Annotated in this window: 16 protein-coding genes; 11 read left to right on the top strand and 5 right to left on the bottom strand. The window is 41.7% G+C overall.

Translation table 11 applies throughout. From position 1 onward, the window contains the following. The first annotated feature begins 74 nt into the window (after window positions 1-74). A complete protein-coding gene (gene glnE / locus CTN01_RS16765; RefSeq protein ID WP_107188514.1) occupies window positions 75-2,972 on the top strand; it encodes a bifunctional [glutamate--ammonia ligase]-adenylyl-L-tyrosine phosphorylase/[glutamate--ammonia-ligase] adenylyltransferase in 2,898 nt (965 codons plus the stop codon). A gap of 78 nt (window positions 2,973-3,050) precedes the next feature. After that, window positions 3,051-4,481 carry a bifunctional D-glycero-beta-D-manno-heptose-7-phosphate kinase/D-glycero-beta-D-manno-heptose 1-phosphate adenylyltransferase HldE gene (gene hldE, locus CTN01_RS16760; RefSeq protein ID WP_045148692.1) on the top strand — a complete coding sequence of 477 codons (1,431 nt, stop codon included), beginning with the start codon at window positions 3,051-3,053 and terminating at the stop codon, window positions 4,479-4,481. A 73-nt stretch (window positions 4,482-4,554) separates the two neighbouring features. On the opposite strand, the gene tolC is transcribed toward hldE, so the two are convergent. Next, the gene (gene tolC, locus CTN01_RS16755; RefSeq protein ID WP_045148690.1) at window positions 4,555-5,853 is read right to left on the bottom strand and encodes an outer membrane channel protein TolC; all 1,299 of its coding nucleotides are present in this window, start codon (window positions 5,851-5,853) and stop codon (window positions 4,555-4,557) included. Between tolC and CTN01_RS22820 the strand changes: the two genes are divergently transcribed. From CTN01_RS22820 to idi, 9 genes are all read left to right on the top strand, one after another. Then, window positions 5,852-5,998 carry a hypothetical protein gene (locus CTN01_RS22820; protein ID WP_005369808.1) on the top strand — a complete coding sequence of 49 codons (147 nt, stop codon included), beginning with the start codon at window positions 5,852-5,854 and terminating at the stop codon, window positions 5,996-5,998. The two genes, tolC and CTN01_RS22820, sit on opposite strands and share 2 nt — an antisense overlap. A 175-nt stretch (window positions 5,999-6,173) precedes the next feature. Then, window positions 6,174-6,797, top strand: a complete 624-nt coding sequence (gene nudF, locus CTN01_RS16750) for an ADP-ribose diphosphatase (RefSeq protein ID WP_045148688.1) — start codon at window positions 6,174-6,176, stop codon at window positions 6,795-6,797. Between the two features lie 38 nt (window positions 6,798-6,835). After that, window positions 6,836-7,264, top strand: a complete 429-nt coding sequence (locus tag CTN01_RS16745) for a DUF1249 family protein (RefSeq protein ID WP_080896193.1) — start codon at window positions 6,836-6,838, stop codon at window positions 7,262-7,264. A 38-nt stretch (window positions 7,265-7,302) separates the two neighbouring features. Continuing rightward, a complete protein-coding gene (gene cpdA, locus CTN01_RS16740) occupies window positions 7,303-8,127 on the top strand; it encodes a 3',5'-cyclic-AMP phosphodiesterase (protein ID WP_045148686.1) in 825 nt (274 codons plus the stop codon). Continuing rightward, the gene (gene yqiA / locus CTN01_RS16735; protein ID WP_045083501.1) at window positions 8,127-8,705 is read left to right on the top strand and encodes an esterase YqiA; all 579 of its coding nucleotides are present in this window, start codon (window positions 8,127-8,129) and stop codon (window positions 8,703-8,705) included. Before cpdA ends, yqiA begins: the two co-directional genes overlap by 1 nt. A gap of 214 nt (window positions 8,706-8,919) precedes the next feature. Next, window positions 8,920-10,803: a DNA topoisomerase IV subunit B gene (gene parE / locus CTN01_RS16730; RefSeq protein WP_045148684.1), complete on the top strand. Its 1,884-nt coding sequence runs from the start codon at window positions 8,920-8,922 to the stop codon at window positions 10,801-10,803. A gap of 73 nt (window positions 10,804-10,876) precedes the next feature. Further along, entirely contained in the window at window positions 10,877-13,153 is a 2,277-nt protein-coding gene (gene parC, locus CTN01_RS16725; protein ID WP_045148682.1) for a DNA topoisomerase IV subunit A, read from the top strand. A gap of 173 nt (window positions 13,154-13,326) precedes the next feature. After that, window positions 13,327-14,052, top strand: coding sequence for a 1-acylglycerol-3-phosphate O-acyltransferase (locus tag CTN01_RS16720; protein ID WP_045083499.1), 726 nt, complete (start codon window positions 13,327-13,329; stop codon window positions 14,050-14,052). A gap of 108 nt (window positions 14,053-14,160) precedes the next feature. Further along, the gene (gene idi, locus CTN01_RS16715; protein WP_045128280.1) at window positions 14,161-14,685 is read left to right on the top strand and encodes an isopentenyl-diphosphate Delta-isomerase; all 525 of its coding nucleotides are present in this window, start codon (window positions 14,161-14,163) and stop codon (window positions 14,683-14,685) included. A 98-nt stretch (window positions 14,686-14,783) separates the two neighbouring features. Here idi and CTN01_RS16710 read toward each other — a convergent pair whose 3' ends face one another. From CTN01_RS16710 to pyrB, 4 genes are all read right to left on the bottom strand, one after another. Next, a complete protein-coding gene (locus tag CTN01_RS16710) occupies window positions 14,784-15,170 on the bottom strand; it encodes a RidA family protein (RefSeq protein WP_005369791.1) in 387 nt (128 codons plus the stop codon). Between the two features lie 111 nt (window positions 15,171-15,281). Then, on the bottom strand, window positions 15,282-15,770 hold the full coding sequence (locus CTN01_RS16705; RefSeq protein ID WP_045083497.1) for an arginine repressor: 489 nt from the start codon (window positions 15,768-15,770) through the stop codon (window positions 15,282-15,284). Window positions 15,771-15,987: 217 nt separating this feature from the next. Then, on the bottom strand, window positions 15,988-16,455 hold the full coding sequence (pyrI, locus tag CTN01_RS16700) for an aspartate carbamoyltransferase regulatory subunit (RefSeq protein ID WP_045083496.1): 468 nt from the start codon (window positions 16,453-16,455) through the stop codon (window positions 15,988-15,990). Between the two features lie 15 nt (window positions 16,456-16,470). Further along, entirely contained in the window at window positions 16,471-17,400 is a 930-nt protein-coding gene (gene pyrB, locus CTN01_RS16695) for an aspartate carbamoyltransferase (protein ID WP_005369787.1), read from the bottom strand. Window positions 17,401-17,509 lie beyond the last annotated feature (109 nt).

Here is a 17,509-nt window from a genome sequence, read left to right as displayed (position 1 = left end):
CCCATCATTTGATGGGCGTTTTTCTATGCTAATGTAGAAACAATTCTGTCAGATTACTTGTTCAAGGAAAGCACATGACTGTAGAAAAGAGCGCTTTTTTTCCTAATATTTCTCGTTTTACTTCTCTGGCTGATGCCGCTGATCTTGCTATTGATAAACTTGCCGAACATCACCCTGAAGCGTTAGCGCAATGGCAAGGACAAGATAGAGAAGAACTGCGTTCAGTTTTAGGCTTAAGTGATTTTATTTTTTCGTCATTAGTGCAAGATCCTGAATGGCTAACTTGGCTACTGCATCATCGTCAGCATGTTGAATCGATTGATTACCGCCTGTGCTTATCTGAGCTGTTAAATGATGTAAAAGATGAAAACCAATTAATGCATGTGTTAAGGCAATTTCGTCGTCGACAAATGTGTCTTATTGCTTGGCATGACTTTACTAATGTTGTCCCGTTAGAGCAGAGTTTAGAGGCATTATCACAGCTTGCTGAAGCGTTGATCATGGAAGCGTACCATTGGTTATATCGACAATGTTGTGCTGATTGGGGCACACCGATGAACGCAAGCGGTGAAGCTCAACCTATGCTGGTGTTAGGAATGGGTAAACTGGGGGGGGGAGAGCTAAACTTTTCTTCCGATATCGATCTTATTTTTACCTATCCAGAAAATGGTGAAACGCAAGGTGGGCGTCGAAGTCTTGCCAATGCGCAGTTCTTTACCCGATTAGGACAGAAGTTGATTAAAGCGTTAGATCAACAAACTTATGATGGATTTTGTTATCGCGTTGATATGCGTTTACGTCCTTTTGGGGATAGTGGCCCATTAGTGATGAGCTATGCTGCACTTGAAGATTATTACCAAGAGCAAGGACGTGATTGGGAACGTTATGCGATGATCAAAGCGCGTGTTATGGGAAAAGAAAGCTTTAGCCAGTATCAAGAATTACGTCAAATGCTACGCCCTTTTGTTTTTCGTCGTTATATCGACTTCAGTGCTGTACAAGCTTTGCGTCGCATGAAAGCGATGATCAGTAGTGAAGTAAGACGTCGAGGACTTAGCAATAATATTAAATTAGGCGCTGGTGGGATCCGAGAGGTTGAATTTATTGCCCAGTCGTTTCAGTTGATCCGTGGTGGACGTGAGCCGAGTCTGCGAGGACGAGGATTACTACCCACCTTATCTGCGATGAATGAATTAGGCTTATTGCCATCACAAGATGTGGCTGTGTTACAAGATGGCTATTGTTTCTTGCGTCGTTTAGAGAATTTACTTCAAGCAATCGACGATAAACAAACGCAAACATTACCTGATAAAGCACTTGATCAAGCACGTTTAGCATGTGCAATGGGGTATGCTGATTGGGCTGCTTTATTGCAAGATGTTGAATCACATATGTCTGCTATTCACTTGATTTTTGAAGATATCATCGGTGTGGAAGAGCAAGATGATCAAACAAGTGTCGATGCCCAATACCATGAAATGTGGGCAATGGTACTCAATTACGAAGTTCTACTCGCGATCCTTGCAGAATTAAATGAGCCAGCATCAATTGAGTTAGCAGAGCACTTAATTGGTTTTAAAGCTGAGTTGTCTAAACGTACATTGGGCCCCCGTGGGCGCGAAGTGTTAGCTCGCCTAATGCCCGAAGTGTTATCGCAAGTTGTGATGCGAGATGATGCGACTCAACTGTTACCGCGTTTAACCAAACTGATCATTCGGATCGCAACACGTACCACTTATCTTGAGCTATTGGTCGAACACCCAGCCGCTTTACAGCAATTGATTCGACTTTGTGCTGCAAGCCCTATGGTTGCCGATCAACTGGCGCTATATCCACTTTTATTAGATGAATTACTCGATCCACAGCACCTTTATAAGCCGACAGAGCTCACCAGTTATAAAGATGAATTGCGTGAATATCTTGCTCGTATTCCAGAAGAAGATATGGAGCAGCAGATGGAGGCGATTCGACAGTTTAAACAAGTGCAGTTGCTGAAAATTGCAGCGGCTGACATTGCTGGCATTTTACCTGTGATGAAGGTCAGTGATCACTTAACTTATTTGGCTGAAGCGATTGTTGCTGCTGTAGTGAACCAAGCATGGTTACAAATTGCTCAGAAATATGGTGAGCCGAGCCATTTAGTTGAACGACAGGGTAAAGGGTTTGGTGTTGTGGGCTATGGCAAAGTTGGTGGTTGGGAGCTTGGTTATGGCTCTGATCTTGATTTGGTCTTTATGCATGATTGCCCTGATAATGTTTATACCAACGGCGTTAAAGAAATAGATGGCCGTCAATTTTATTTACGTCTAGCGCAACGGATAATTCACCTATTTTCAACTCGAACCGCATCAGGCGTGTTATATGAGGTTGATATGCGGTTACGTCCATCTGGTGCTTCAGGGTTATTGGTCAGTACCGTCACCGCGTTTGCTGATTATCAACAGCAAGAGGCGTGGACATGGGAGCATCAGGCGCTTGTTCGTGCTCGCATGATTTATGGTGACCAACAATTGCAGCATGCTTTTGCCGATGTTCGCCAGCAGATATTATCAATTCCTCGCAAACGAAATGAATTAGTCAAAGCTGTTGTCGAGATGCGCCATAAAATGCGAGATCATTTAGGTAAGAAAAAAGCAGGAATGTTTGGTTTAAAACAAGATAAAGGGGGTATCACCGATATTGAATTTCTAGCCCAATTTCTTGTGTTAGCGAATGCTGCAGAGCAACCTATTGTGACGCGTTGGTCTGATAATATCCGTATATTTTCATCAATGACACAAGAAGGCATCATTTCAGCTGAGAATGCAAAATTACTCCAGCATGCTTACTGTGAAATGCGTAATGAAACCCATAAGCTTAATTTATTAGGATCAAATGCGTATGTATCTGATAAACAATTTGTTGAGCAACGAGAAAATGTTGAAGCGATCTGGCAGCAAATTTTAGAGCCAATCAATAGTGATGATAACTAATGGAATAACATTGTCCTGATGCATCTTGATTTTAGTTTATGCTAGTATTTGAGCGTTTTCATATTCCCGGAGAAAAAAATGAAACTGACCCTTCCTGATTATAACCAAGCAGGTGTATTGATTGTTGGTGATGTCATGCTAGACCGTTATTGGACAGGTCCTACAGGGCGAATTTCACCAGAAGCGCCAGTACCTGTTGTTAAGGTTGATCAGATTGAAGAGCGCCCGGGCGGTGCCGCTAACGTTGCAATGAATATTGCAGCATTAGGCGGGCATGCAAAATTGATTGGTTTAACGGGCATTGACGAGCAAGCGAAAGCGCTGACTGAAAAGTTATCTTCACTGAACGTTTATTGTGATTTTGTTTCACTGCCTAGCTATCCGACAATTACTAAACTTCGTGTAATGAGTCGTGGGCAACAGTTGATCCGTTTAGACTTTGAAGAAGGTTTTCATAACGTTGATCCCGCACCGATCATTGCGCGTATGAAGCAATCCTTAACTGATGTGAAAGCCGTCATTTTATCTGATTATGCGAAAGGTGTATTAGAGCACGTTCAAGGTATGATCCAATTAGCGCGCGAAGCAAATGTACCTGTGTTAATTGATCCAAAAGGTTCGGATTTTGAACGTTACCGTGGCGCCACACTACTTACACCAAACTTATCTGAGTTTGAAGCGGTAGTCGGTAAAGTCACGTCAGATGAAGACTTAGTTGAGAAAGGTTTAGCCCTTATTGAAAAGTTTGATTTTGAAGCCTTGTTAGTCACTCGCTCTGAGCATGGCATGACGTTACTTGAAAAAGGCAGTGAGCCTTTACATATGCCAACGCAAGCGCAAGAAGTGTATGACGTAACAGGTGCTGGTGATACGGTGATCTCAGTGCTAGCCGCTTCATTATCTGCAGGTAAATCGTTATCAGATGCTTGTAAATTAGCCAATGCTGCGGCAGGTGTCGTTGTCGCGAAACTGGGTACATCAACCTTATCTACGATTGAATTAACAGATGCCATTCATGGTAGTCAAGACAGTGGTTTTGGTGTGATTTCCGAACCTCAATTAATTCAAGCCGTAAAGTCAGCACGCGCGCGTGGTGAGACGGTAGTTATGACAAATGGTTGTTTTGATATTTTACATGCCGGTCATGTTGCTTATTTAACTGAAGCGGCAAAATTAGGCGATCGTTTAATTGTTGCGGTGAACTCTGATAGCTCAGTGAAAGACTTAAAAGGTCCAGGTCGTCCAGTCAACCCAGAAGATCGTCGTATGGCGGTATTGGCAGGTCTTGGTGCGGTTGATTGGGTGGTACCGTTTACCGAGGAAACACCACAACGTTTGATCAGTGAAGTGCTTCCGAGCATTTTGGTGAAAGGCGGTGATTATAAACCTGAAGAAATTGCAGGTGGTAAAGAAGTTGTAGCGGCTGGTGGTCAAGTACTGGTACTTAACTTTGAAGACGGCTGCTCTACATCCAAAATTATTGAAGCGATCCGTGGTGGTCGTGGCTAATCAGTTATAGCGACAAAAATTGCAGATAATAAAAAAGCGCCTAAAGGCGCTTTTTTATTTTTGATGATTAAGCTTATTGCTTAATTAAGCCTTTATTTATATCAACAATATCTTGCTCACTTAGGGTACCTACCGCTTGTTTTAGCTGTAGTTGTGCAAGAATGTAATCATAACGAGCATTAGCTAATAGGCTGTTTGCTGAATAGAGACTCTTTGTTGAGTCAAGAACATCAACAATAGTACGCGTACCCACATCAAAGCCCGCTTCTGTTGCTTCTAAAGCTGATTTAGCTGAAATAACGAGCTGTTTGTATGCTTTTATTGAACCCGCTGCAGCATGAATGTTGTTGTAATAGTTACGTACATCTTTTACTACCGTACGGTATTGGCCTTCAAGCTCTTCACTTGAAGCGACATACGCGTATTGCGCTTGTTTTACTTGAGAGCTGATATTACCACCAGAGTAAACTGGAAGGTTTAACTGAATTCCAGCAGTTAAAGAACCTTGATCTGGCTCTGTAGTGCCTGGCCCTGATCTATCGTATTTATAACCAGAAGTGAACGACAAGGTTGGTAGATGGCCAGATTCTGCAAGTGAAATATTGTCTCTTGCGATATCTTGACCAATTCTTGACGCCAATAATGTTAGATTGTCAGTCTCAGCTGTTTTTACAAACGTATCAGGTGATTTTTGTAATGGAGTCACAGAGAAAGTCTTGGTATTCAAGGCATCCAGAGAGGTGTACTCACGGCCTGTAATTTCACGCAGTTCTTCATAGCTATTTGCGACTGCATTTTCTTTTAGAATCACATCAGCCGCAACTTGATCATATTGTGCTTGGGCGTCATGGACATCCGTAATGGCAGATAGACCCACTTCAAAGCGCTGTTTCATCTGTTCTAGTTGTCGGCCTACAGCTTTCTTCTCGGCCTCACCAAAACTTAGATCGTCTTTGGCTTTTAAAATATTAAAGTAAGCCTGTGCGACACGAAGAATTAAGCCTTGTTGCTCTGCTGAGTATGTAGCATCACTTTGACGGGCTTTTTTTTCAGATACATCTAAACCAATCCAGCTTGAGCGATTATAAATCTCTTGGTCAAGTTGAAGACCGCCACCAAATCCATCTCTATTGTTGTCTTTGGCATCTAAATGGTAGCTATTGTAGCCCGCGCTTAAGTTAATCTGCGGCAGTAATACACTACGAGAAGAGTTAATTGCTTCAAATGCTGCATCTTTATCTGCTGCGGCTTTTAGAAGTTGTGGATCATTTTGTTTTGCTTGCTGATAAATTTGAGCGAGATCATCAGCAAGAGCTGATTGACTAAGTGAGCCAAATGCAAGGCTGATAACGATTGGAAGCAATTTTTTCATGGATGCCTTTCCTGGTCTTGCTGACAAAATGGGAGCTAAAAATATAATTACAAACTGTAGTTTACCTCAACATGCCTTGCTTGAAACTGATCATTGCAAAAATTTACGTAAATATGATGGTTTATTTTTTACTTATGGTGGTTGAAATTTAAACTTTTATCAATTTGGTTTAAAAAAAAATGTAATCTTTATTAATTTTGTTGAAGTAAATCATTGCTGATAATCTGATTGAATGAAAAGATAAGCAACCTTCTATGTTTGTTATGGTTATCTGTTAATTATTGCGATCTAGTGCACTTTATTTATATAAGGGAATAATGATGAGCCCAAATAAGACAAGTCCACTGCAGTTTGGTGTGGATGATGTAAAAGTTGAGGCGAAAGATACTGTCTACAATGGCTTTTTTAAAATGGTGAAATACCGTTTTCGTCATAAACTATTTGCTGGTGGATGGAGTGATACGGTCAACCGAGAAATGTTTGAACGTGGGCATGCCGCTGCTTTATTACCTTATGATCCTATTACTGATAAGGTCGTTTTAATTGAACAATTTCGTGTCGGTGCGATGGCTGCTGGATGTGAGCCTTGGCAGTTAGAAATTGTCGCAGGCATGATTGATCACCAAGATGAATCTGCAGAAGATGTCGTTAAGCGAGAAGCAGTTGAAGAGGCGGGGCTAACTGTCACTGAACTTCAAAAAGTGACGCGTTATTTATCAAGCTCAGGTGGTTGCTCTGAAATGCTGGATATATTCGTTGGTACTGTTGATAGCACAACAGCGAGTGGTATTCATGGTTTAGCTGAAGAAAGTGAAGATATTCGTGTTCATGTTGTTTCAAGAACACAAGCCTATCAGTGGGTAGAATCTGGTAAAATTGAAAATGCAGCCTCGATTATTGCCTTACAATGGTTACAGCTTCATTATTTACAGCTACGACAATAGGTCAATAAAAGGTTATCACTATTTAAAGGATTTTATCATTGAACTCTCGATACTCAGTCGATTTATCAAGCCTTATGCGCTTGTACGAAACCAATTATGCTAAGTTGCTCCCGTTATTACCTCGCAGTGACGAAGTAGGTGATGAAAGGTTTTATCGAGTGTGTGATGATATATATCGCTTAAAAATCATAGAATCCACACGCTATACTACGATGATTTCTCTAGGATTAAAGAGTGATCAAGATGTTGTCGATTATTTATCGCCAGTGTTAACAGTAAGGCTTTATCATGATGCTAGAGTCGCAGAAGTGTGTTCCGCTCAACAGATTTCTCGTTTAAAGCCAATATATGATTATCCTAACTTGCGTATGCATCAGAAAGATGAGAAACATCAAGTAAATCGTTTTTTAGGCGATTGGTTAAACCATTGTTTACGCCGTGGGATCAGTAACCAATCTGTTTGTTAATTGTTTTTGATTGATTAAAAGACAAGGTTTTTGACGTTTTGCAGACTTATTCGCTGCCACAGACGAACCCTGATAGTGTGGTTCTTCTTCAAATTACAGACACTCATTTGTTTGCCAATGAATCAGGCGCTTTGCTTGGTGTGGCAACTCAACAGAGCTTTCATGCCGTACTTAATGCGGTAGATGCTTCTGCGCGTAAATTTGATGCAATTGTTGCAACGGGAGATATTTCCCAAGATCACACTCCTGATTCCTACCAACGTTTTGCTGAGGGCATTGCTCGTTGGGAACAACCGTGTTTTTGGTTACCGGGTAATCACGATTACCAACCAACAATGGCATCAATATTACCTTCAGAACAAATTAAAGATAGTGAACAAATATTGGTCGGTGAACATTGGCAAGTTGTACTACTTGATAGCCAAGTAGCTGGTGTTCCACATGGCGAATTATCTCATCATCAATTAGCATTACTTGATCATGCTTTATCGCTATACCCTGAGCGACATGCTTTGGTGTTACTCCATCACCATCCGTTACCCGCGGGGAGCGCATGGCTTGATCAGCATCAGTTACACAATAGTGATGCACTGTGGCAGGTCATTGATAAACATCCTCAAGTTAAAGCTATTTTATGCGGTCATATTCATCAAGAATTGGATCGTATTCATCGTGGTGTCAGAGTGCTAGCGACACCTTCGACGTGTATTCAATTTCTTCCCGATTCTGATGATTTTGCATTAGATCAAGTAACCCCTGGTTGGCGCTATTTAGAATTAACCGCGACAGGAGATATTATTACTCAAGTTGAACGCCTTGAAGGTGATGTATTCCAACCAACTTTTGATTCAGCAGGGTACTAATGGCATCACTACTTATTTATTTACACGGCTTTAATAGCTCGCCGCAATCACTAAAAGCGCAACAAATGGCGCAGTATTGTGCAGACCATCGACCTGATATTAAGGTTGTGATGCCTCAACTACCGAGCTACCCTGAAGAGGCGCAGGTTTATCTTGAACAGTTGATCCTTCGCTTTAAAGACGAGTACAAGATAGGTTTAGTAGGGAGTTCATTAGGTGGGTTTTTATGTACTTGGTTAAGTGAACGGTTTGCTTTACCAGCGGTATTAATTAATCCAGCAGTAAAACCCTATGAGTTGTTAGTTGATTACTTAGGACCACAGCAGAATCCATATAGTGGCGAAAATTATGTACTTGTTCCCCAGCATATGGCGCAATTACAGCAACTAGATGTGGCGACAATACATGCTCCACAACGCTTTTGGGTACTATTGCAAGAAGGTGATGAAGTATTAGATTATCGCCAATCAATGATGAAATATGCTGAATCAAAATTGACCGTTGAACCTAATGGGGATCATAGTTTTGTCAATTTTGAACGATTTCCTGCGTCAATTATCCAATTCTTAGAATTATAACTGGTAGAATGCTGCCATGTTTAGCATTCGCGAGTGACTCTGTATCGCGATATGTTTTCTGATATTACTTATATTTCTATGACATGTTCTATCTGATGTTCTTGTAAATAACATCATTACTCACAGTCATGAGCCTTCATGTGTCCCAGAACTTGACATATAGCGCTGGGTTACTGACTATTATTTTCAAAACTTTCCCGTAAATTTCCGTGATATGACAGATCAAAGCTATAACGCTGGAGCCATAGAGGTTCTTAATGGCCTTGAGCCAGTACGCCGCCGTCCCGGTATGTATACCGACACGGCTCGACCTAACCACTTAGGTCAAGAAGTTATCGATAACAGTGTCGATGAAGCATTGGCTGGACATGCCCGTAAAGTTGAAGTGATCCTTCATGCCGATCAATCATTAGAGGTGGTTGATGATGGTCGTGGTATGCCTGTTGATATTCACCCTGAAGAAGGTGTCTCAGGGGTTGAACTTATTTTATGTAAGCTTCACGCAGGTGGTAAGTTTTCTGGTAAAAACTACCAATTTTCAGGTGGTTTACACGGGGTAGGTATCTCGGTTGTAAACGCCCTTTCTAAGCGTGTTGAAGTCACGGTAAAACGTGATGGCCAAGTGTATCAAATTGCGTTTGAAAATGGTGATAAGGTTTCAGATCTTGAAGTGATAGGCACTTGTGGCCGCCGCGCGAAAGGCACACGTGTTCATTTTTGGCCTGATCCAAAATATTTTGACAGTGCCAAGTTCTCAGTTTCTCGTCTAAAGAGTAATTTGAAAGCTAAAGCAGTGTTATGCCCTGGTCTAGAAATTGTATTCACCAATAAAATCACCGATGAAACGATTCGTTGGTGCTATGAAGATGGCTTAAAAGACTATCTTGCTGAAGGTGTAAAAGGGTATACATTACTGCCAGAAGAACCATTTACTGGCGTGTTCAGCTCGCAAACAGAAGCTGCTGATTGGGCGCTGTTATGGCTACCTGAAGGCGGTGAATTGATCACTGAAAGTTATGTTAACTTGATCCCCACAGCGCAAGGGGGTACTCACGTTAATGGTTTACGCCAAGGCTTATTAGATGCGATGCGTGAATTCTGTGAGTTCCGTAATTTATTGCCTCGTGGTGTAAAGTTAACGGCCGATGATATTTGGGAGCGTTGTGCGTATGTCCTGTCGGTAAAAATCCAAGATCCACAATTTGCAGGTCAAACCAAAGAGCGTTTATCGTCACGTCAATGTGCGGCGTTTGTTTCTGGTGTGGTAAAAGATGCCTTTAGCTTATGGCTTAATGAACGTCCACAACTGGCAGAGCAACTAGCAGAAGTCTGTATTGCAAATGCGCACCGTCGTATGCGTGCAAGTAAAAAAGTGGTGCGTAAGAAAATTGCATCAGGCCCAGCACTGCCTGGTAAGTTAGCGGACTGTTCACAACAAGATCTTAATCGCACTGAATTATTCCTTGTCGAGGGGGACTCGGCGGGCGGCTCGGCGAAACAAGCTCGTGATCGTATGTTCCAAGCGATCATGCCACTTCGCGGTAAGATCTTAAATACGTGGGAAGTGTCTGCCGATCAAGTCCTTGCCTCTCAAGAAGTACATGATATTTCAGTCGCACTCGGTATTGATCCAGATAGTGATGATTTAAGTGGGCTACGTTACGGTAAGATCTGCGTTCTTGCGGATGCGGACTCCGACGGTCTTCACATTGCTACCTTGTTGTGTGCGTTATTTATGAAGCACTTTGAAACCTTAGTACGTGCTGGACATGTGTTTATTGCGATGCCACCACTGTACCGTATCGATTTGGGTAAAGAAGTGTACTACGCCCTTGATGAAGCTGAGAAAAATGGCATTCTTGATCGCCTTAAAGGCAAACGTGGCAAAGTTAACGTGCAGCGATTCAAAGGTCTAGGTGAGATGAACCCACTACAGCTGCGTGAAACGACTATGGATCCGAATACTCGCCGTTTAGTGCAGTTAACGATTGATGACGACAGTGAAACCAACGAAATGATGGACATGCTACTTGGTAAGAAGCGTGCTGAAGATCGTCGTCACTGGTTGCAAAGCAAAGGCGATATGGCTGAAGTGTGATCAGCCTTTTACTCTATTTCATCTGTTAGTGATAACTGACAGATAAGCAAAATTAAAGACGGATTATCTAACGATGACTGATGTCTCAATGGATGGCGTTGAACAGCTTCCCCTTAGGAAGTTTACTGAAGACGCTTATTTAAATTATTCCATGTATGTAATCATGGATCGTGCTTTACCGTTTATCGGTGATGGTTTAAAACCGGTACAGCGACGTATTGTTTATGCGATGTCTGAGCTAGGTTTAAGTGCGACAGCAAAATATAAAAAATCAGCTCGTACAGTGGGTGATGTATTAGGCAAATACCACCCACACGGTGATTCAGCTTGTTACGAGGCCATGGTACTAATGGCGCAGCCGTTCTCTTACCGCTATCCATTGGTTGATGGTCAAGGTAACTGGGGTGCTCCGGATGATCCTAAATCATTTGCTGCGATGCGTTATACCGAATCACGTTTATCACGTTTTTCTGAAGTATTGCTGTCTGAGTTAGGCCAAGGCACTGCAGACTGGGTACCGAACTTTGACGGTACAATGCAAGAGCCTAAGATGTTACCTGCACGTTTGCCGCATATTTTGCTTAATGGCGTGACGGGTATTGCTGTTGGTATGGCAACGGATATTCCACCGCACAATGCGCGTGAAGTTGCCAATGCTGCAGTACACATGATTGAAAACCCAAAAGCGGATCTTGATGCGTTAATGGAGTTTGTTCAAGGCCCTGATTACCCAACAGAAGCGGAAATCATTACTTCAAAAGCAGACTTAAAGAAAGTCTACAAGAGCGGTCGTGGTAGCATTAAGATGCGTGCGGTTTGGCATAAAGAGAACGGTGATATTGTTATTACCGCATTGCCACACCAAACATCCGGTGCGAAATTACTTGAGCAAATCGCAAGCCAAATGCGTGCGAAAAAATTGCCAATGGTGGAAGATCTTCGTGATGAATCCGATCACGAAAACCCAACTCGTATTGTGATTGTGCCACGCTCTAATCGTATTGACTGCGAGCAGCTGATGAATCACCTGTTTGCTTCAACTGATTTAGAAAAGAGCTTTCGTGCAAATCTGAACATGCTTGGTCTTGATGGTCGTCCGCAAGTCAAAGGTTTAGTACAGATCATTGCTGAATGGTTAGAGTACCGTCGTACGACAGTGCGCCGTCGTCTGCAATACCGTTTAGACAAAGTGATAGCGCGTCTGCACATATTAGAAGGTTTACTGGCTGCTTACTTAAATATTGATGAAGTGATTGAAATCATCCGTAGTGAAGATGATCCAAAAGCCGAGTTAATGTCACGTTTTGATTTATCGGCGATTCAAGCTGATGCGATTTTAGAAATCAAACTACGTCAGTTAGCGAAACTAGAAGAGATAAAGATCCGTGGTGAGCAAGACGAACTTTCTAAAGAGCGTGAGCAGCTAGAAAAGTTACTTGGTTCTGAGCGCCGTTTAAATACTTTAATTAAGAAAGAAATTCTCGCTGATGCTGAGAAGTACGGTGATGATCGCCGTTCGCCATTAGTTGAACGTGAAGAAGCGAAAGCATTAACTGAACGTGACTTGATCCCAAGTGAGGCGATCACCGTTGTACTATCAGAGAAAGGCTGGATCCGTCATGCTAAAGGCCATGAGGTAGATCCAAGCACGCTAAATTATAAGTCGGGTGACAGTTACCTTGCTCATGCACGAGGTAAGAGTAATCTGCCTGCAATTTTCTTAGGCTCTGATGGACGCAGTTATGCCTTAGAATCACATAGCTTGCCATCTGCGCGTAGCCAAGGTGAACCGATCACTGGGCGTTTAAATTTAACTCCAGGCACAAATATACGCCAAGTGTTAATGGCAGAAGATGATCAACTTTGGTTAATGGCATCGGATGCTGGTTACGGATTTATCTGTAAGAGCACAGATATGGTATCGAAAAATAAGAGCGGTAAAGCCTTATTAACGGTACCTGAAAATGCTGCTGTGCTGCCACCGCAGCCTGTTGCTGATATTGAGAATGATCAGATATTAGCCATTACCAATGAAGGTCGAATGTTACTGTTCCCAATTAAAGATTTACCGCAACTGGGTAAAGGTAAGGGTAACAAGATCATTAACATTCCATCTGCACGTTCAAAAGCGCGTGAAGAATTCTTATCCTACTTAACGGTAATTAGCGCAGATACCCATGTCACTCTTTATGCGGGCAAACGTAAACTAGGATTGAAACCGTCGGATCTCGATAATTTCCGTGGTGAGCGTGGGCGTCGAGGAGCGATGTTACCTAGAGGTCTACAGCGAGTAACACGGATGGAGATTGATTCACCAAATGAGCAATCTTCAGATGTTCCATCGGAATAGTTATTTCTGATGATCTATTCAAAGCCCTCAAGTTGAGGGCTTTTTTGATCTAAGCTGTGCGTATCGTTTCTATTGATAAGTTAATAACAAGTGAGTAAAGAATACACATAAAACGTGTATTTTCTCTTGCTGTGAGTATACTAGCGAACGCTTGTACGCTGAGGAGAGCTAGAATGATTTTTGTTTTGCGGATATTTGCTATCGCAATTTTTGCTATTGTGACGTTTATTTTTGGTTGCGGATATTGTTTATTAAGCCCACGTAACCCTAAACACGTTTATACCTTTGGACGTTTGTTTAGCAAAATGTCACGTGTACTGGGGATCAAATTAGAGTTCCGATATGCCGAGGGTGCTGAAAAAGTAGGTTCTGCTATCTATATTGCTAACCACCAGAATACTTATGATCTTTTTACGGTTTCTGGTGCTGTCATGCCTCGTACCGTTACTGTGGGGAAGAAAAGTTTAGTATGGATACCGTTATTTGGTCAGCTATACTGGATCACGGGTAACATCTTAATTGATCGCGCAAACCGCAGTAAAGCGGTGGGTACCATAGGTCAAGTTGTCGATAAAATTAAGCAAAACAAAGTGTCAGTGTGGATGTTCCCTGAAGGCACTCGCTCTCGTGGTCGTGGTTTATTGCCGTTTAAAACTGGTGCTTTCCATGCTGCAATTGGCGCGAACGTTCCTGTTGTACCGATTGTCTGTAGTTCAACTGATCATGTTAGGTTAAATCGCTGGGATAACGGTGTAGTGATTGTCGAACTGATGAAGCCGATTTCAACGGACGGTTTACATAAGGAAGATGTTCGCAGTCTCTCTAGCCGTTGTCATGATGTTATGGCTGAAAAATTAGCAGAGCTTAATGCAGAAGCGAGTGAGCGTAGTAAACGCTAATTTGTTTGTTTCGTAAGTATTAATAAACAAGGACATGTTTATCACATGTCCTTGTTTTATTTTAACCCCTGAATATCAGGGGGAATTTTATAACAGTAGTAAAGAGTGATGACTGAAGAATATGTAGTCTTGGTTGATAACCAAGGTGAATATCAAGGCTTACAAGAGAAAATGGCAGCGCATAAACAAGGTGCTTTGCATTTGGCTTTTTCGGTTTTGTTGTATCGAAATACCACGTCTGGCCGTGAATACTTACTTCATCAACGCGCGTTGCACAAATATCATAGTGGTGGGTTGTGGACTAACACGTGTTGTTCACACCCTCGCCAACATGAGTCGATAGAGCAAGCAGGGATACGACGTTTAGCTGAAGAAATGGGGATCACGGAAGTGACTTCGTTGTCTGATATTGGTCACTTCTGCTATTACGCAGAGCTTGATAACCAACTGTTTGAGCATGAGCTCGATCATGTGTTGGTAGCTGATGCTGGCGAGATAAAGGTTGTTCCTAACGCTGATGAAGTGATGGATTACCGCTGGTGGTCTGAAGAGGCGATTAAACAAACGCTAAAGACTCAGCCTGAGTTATTTACAGCATGGTTTAGTCAAGTTTTTGCTTTTGCCACTAAGTAATTAGCGTTGTTTTATTCATAAAAAAGCTGCTATCGAGATTCCGTTAGCAGCTTTTTTTATAGCAAATTAAGAGGTAATTAAACGTTTATTAGCAACGATTATTTACGAACAGCAATTGCTTCAATTTCAATTTTTACATCTTTTGGTAAACGTGCAACTTCAACACAAGAGCGTGCTGGGTAAGGTGCGTTATGTTCATCAAAGAAGCTACCATATACTTCGTTAACGGCTGCGAAGTCATTTAGATCTTTAACAAAAACCGTCATCTTAACAATGTCAGAAACCTGAAGACCTGAAGATTCAACGACTGCTTTTACATTGTCTAAAGATTGGCGAGCTTGCGCTGCAATTTCTTCTGGTACTTCACCTGTTGCTGGGTTTACAGGGATCTGACCTGAAGTGAGTACCATATTACCAAGATCAACACCTTGTACGTATGGACCGATTGCTGCAGGAGCTTGCTCTGTATGAAGAACCTTAGTCATTGTTTACCCTTACTTATGTTTAATTGTTATAGCGTAAGTGACGCGTCACGCTACCTGATTGATGATGTTATGGGGGCTAAGTTAGGAAGATTCAAGCTGGTTAGAACGTTTTTATATCATACCAAGACTTAGACAAACGGCTTCTTCACAATCACTGATCCGATCAATATGACAAGGTGCAACCATTATAGTGTCATTGCCAGCTATGGTTCCTAAAATTTCTTGATGTGGATGAAGGTCAATAATTCTTGCGATGAGTTGTGCTGATCCCGGGTGGGTTTTAACAACAATCACTAAGTTATTATGAGTAACAAACTCAATTTGTGAAGCGATCTCAGAGTCAATATATGTAGGGTTGGTGGTTTCAGTAACACAATACACCCGCTTACCATAGACGTTCGGAGCTTTTATTATTTTGAGCTTAGTGAGTAGACGTGAAACGGTGGATTGGCTGATATCATCAAACCCCTCTTTAATTAGAGCGTTGCGAATATGATCTTGAGTTGAATAATTGTGCGTTTGTAATAATCGTTTACAAACGGCTGTCATGTTTTTTTCGCAATAATGACTGATGATTCCGGGGGATTCATGTCCATTCATGGACATCTCCTTATTGTTCTTTATGCATTTTGATTGGTGCAATGCTGCAAGAATAATCACTTTTAGTGATATTTAATGCAAAGATGGTAGCAGGGAGGAATAATAAGAAACTTGATGTTTATCACTAAATAATGTCTTAGTGGTATTTTTGTTGTTTGTGGGGAGAGATTTAAAGAATAAAGCCCGCTATGAAGCTAACGGGCAGTTGATAACAAAGTTATGCGTTGCACTCTGTCACGATTTCACGAGAGAAAACTTTTTCGCAGTATTTACATTTAAGTTGAATATCTGCTTTTTTAGTCAGTACCTTAAAGCCACTACTTACTGGCTCACCGTGTGAAATACAGTTAGTGTTTGGACACTTAAATACTGCACTAATAAAGTCAGGTAATGATAAGTTAAGTTTCTTTACTACTTCATAATTTTCAATTTGGTTAACGGTTGCTTTCGGTGCATACAGTGCCAGTTGGTTAGCTTGATCTTCATTGATAAAGACATTTTCAATCTTGATCAAATCTTTTGCACCAAGGGCTGATGAAGGCAGGTTCAAACCAATTGTCACTCGTTGGTTCGAGTTATCCATATTAAATAGTTTAAGTACCTTGATACCCACATGCGCAGGAATATGGTCGATAACAGTGCCGTTTTTGATTGCTTCAACTTTAAGTTGGGTTTCTTTAGACATGATCATCGCTCCTGCTTATAAGGTTTCGTTAAGAACTAGGGCTAATAGCGCCTGACGTGCGTAAACACCATTTTCTGCTTGCTGGAAAAAGTAAGCATGTTTAGTTTTATCAACATCCACGGTAATTTCATCAACACGTGGTAGTGGATGCAGCACTTTTAAGTTGTCACGTGCACCTTCTAGCATCTTCGCCGTTAATATATAAGCCGCCTTCATGTGGGCGTATTCTGATTCATCAAAACGTTCTTTTTGTACTCGCGTCATATAAAGGATATCAAGCTCAGGGATCACATCTTCCATATCACTATGAAGGCTATAAGCAATACCTGCGTCATCTAACTCTTCACAAATATAGTCAGGCATCGCGAGTACTTCTGGCGCGATGAAAAAGAATTTTACGTTCTCAAATTTAGATAAGGCTTGAGTTAACGAGTGAACCGTACGTCCGTATTTTAAGTCGCCAACAAAGGCAATATTAATGTTATCTAACGTGCCTTGGGTTTCGTAGATGGTGAACAGATCTAAAAGGGTCTGCGTTGGGTGTTGGTTTGCACCATCACCACCATTGATAACTGGAATACCGTTAGAGAATTCAGATGCCAAACGAGCAGCGCCTTCTTGAGGGTGACGCATAACGAAAGCGTCAACGTATGAAGTAATCACTTGTACTGAATCAGAGAGCGTTTCGCCTTTATTGGCTAGAGACGTATTGCCTGCGCTATCAAACCCCACCACAGTCCCGCCTAAACGTTGAATAGCGGTTTCAAATGATAGTCGGGTACGGGTTGATGGTTCAAAGAAGCAACTTGCAATCACTTTGTTTTTTAGTAGTTCAGGATTAGGATCAGCTTTCAATTGTCCTGCGGTTTGGATAATTAATTCAAGCTCTGCGCGACTAAGCTCTGGGATGGAAATAATATGCTTTTTAAACAGCGAATTAGCCATGGTTTCTTTCCCTCAAAATAAAATAAATAACGCTCAATACGGCATTCACCGTGATCCTTGCCGATTTACAGACAAAAAAAAGCCTCCTTAATAAAAGGAGGCTTTTTTT

Origin of the sequence: Photobacterium angustum (assembly GCF_003026365.1) — a bacterium.
Classification (GTDB): Bacteria; Pseudomonadota; Gammaproteobacteria; order Enterobacterales; family Vibrionaceae; genus Photobacterium; species Photobacterium angustum.
This window is presented reverse-complemented; position numbering and strand designations above follow the sequence as displayed.

Coding starts and splice junctions, on each gene's coding strand:
- glnE (WP_107188514.1), top strand. CDS start 75: ATGACTGTAGAAAAGAGCGCTTTTTTTCCTAATATTTCTCGTTTTACT.
- hldE (WP_045148692.1), top strand. CDS start 3,051: ATGAAACTGACCCTTCCTGATTATAACCAAGCAGGTGTATTGATTGTT.
- CTN01_RS22820 (WP_005369808.1), top strand. CDS start 5,852: ATGGATGCCTTTCCTGGTCTTGCTGACAAAATGGGAGCTAAAAATATA.
- tolC (WP_045148690.1), bottom strand. CDS start 5,853: ATGAAAAAATTGCTTCCAATCGTTATCAGCCTTGCATTTGGCTCACTT.
- nudF (WP_045148688.1), top strand. CDS start 6,174: ATGAGCCCAAATAAGACAAGTCCACTGCAGTTTGGTGTGGATGATGTA.
- yqiA (WP_045083501.1), top strand. CDS start 8,127: ATGGCATCACTACTTATTTATTTACACGGCTTTAATAGCTCGCCGCAA.
- parE (WP_045148684.1), top strand. CDS start 8,920: ATGACAGATCAAAGCTATAACGCTGGAGCCATAGAGGTTCTTAATGGC.
- parC (WP_045148682.1), top strand. CDS start 10,877: ATGACTGATGTCTCAATGGATGGCGTTGAACAGCTTCCCCTTAGGAAG.
- CTN01_RS16720 (WP_045083499.1), top strand. CDS start 13,327: ATGATTTTTGTTTTGCGGATATTTGCTATCGCAATTTTTGCTATTGTG.
- idi (WP_045128280.1), top strand. CDS start 14,161: ATGACTGAAGAATATGTAGTCTTGGTTGATAACCAAGGTGAATATCAA.
- CTN01_RS16710 (WP_005369791.1), bottom strand. CDS start 15,170: ATGACTAAGGTTCTTCATACAGAGCAAGCTCCTGCAGCAATCGGTCCA.
- CTN01_RS16705 (WP_045083497.1), bottom strand. CDS start 15,770: ATGAATGGACATGAATCCCCCGGAATCATCAGTCATTATTGCGAAAAA.
- pyrI (WP_045083496.1), bottom strand. CDS start 16,455: ATGTCTAAAGAAACCCAACTTAAAGTTGAAGCAATCAAAAACGGCACT.
- pyrB (WP_005369787.1), bottom strand. CDS start 17,400: ATGGCTAATTCGCTGTTTAAAAAGCATATTATTTCCATCCCAGAGCTT.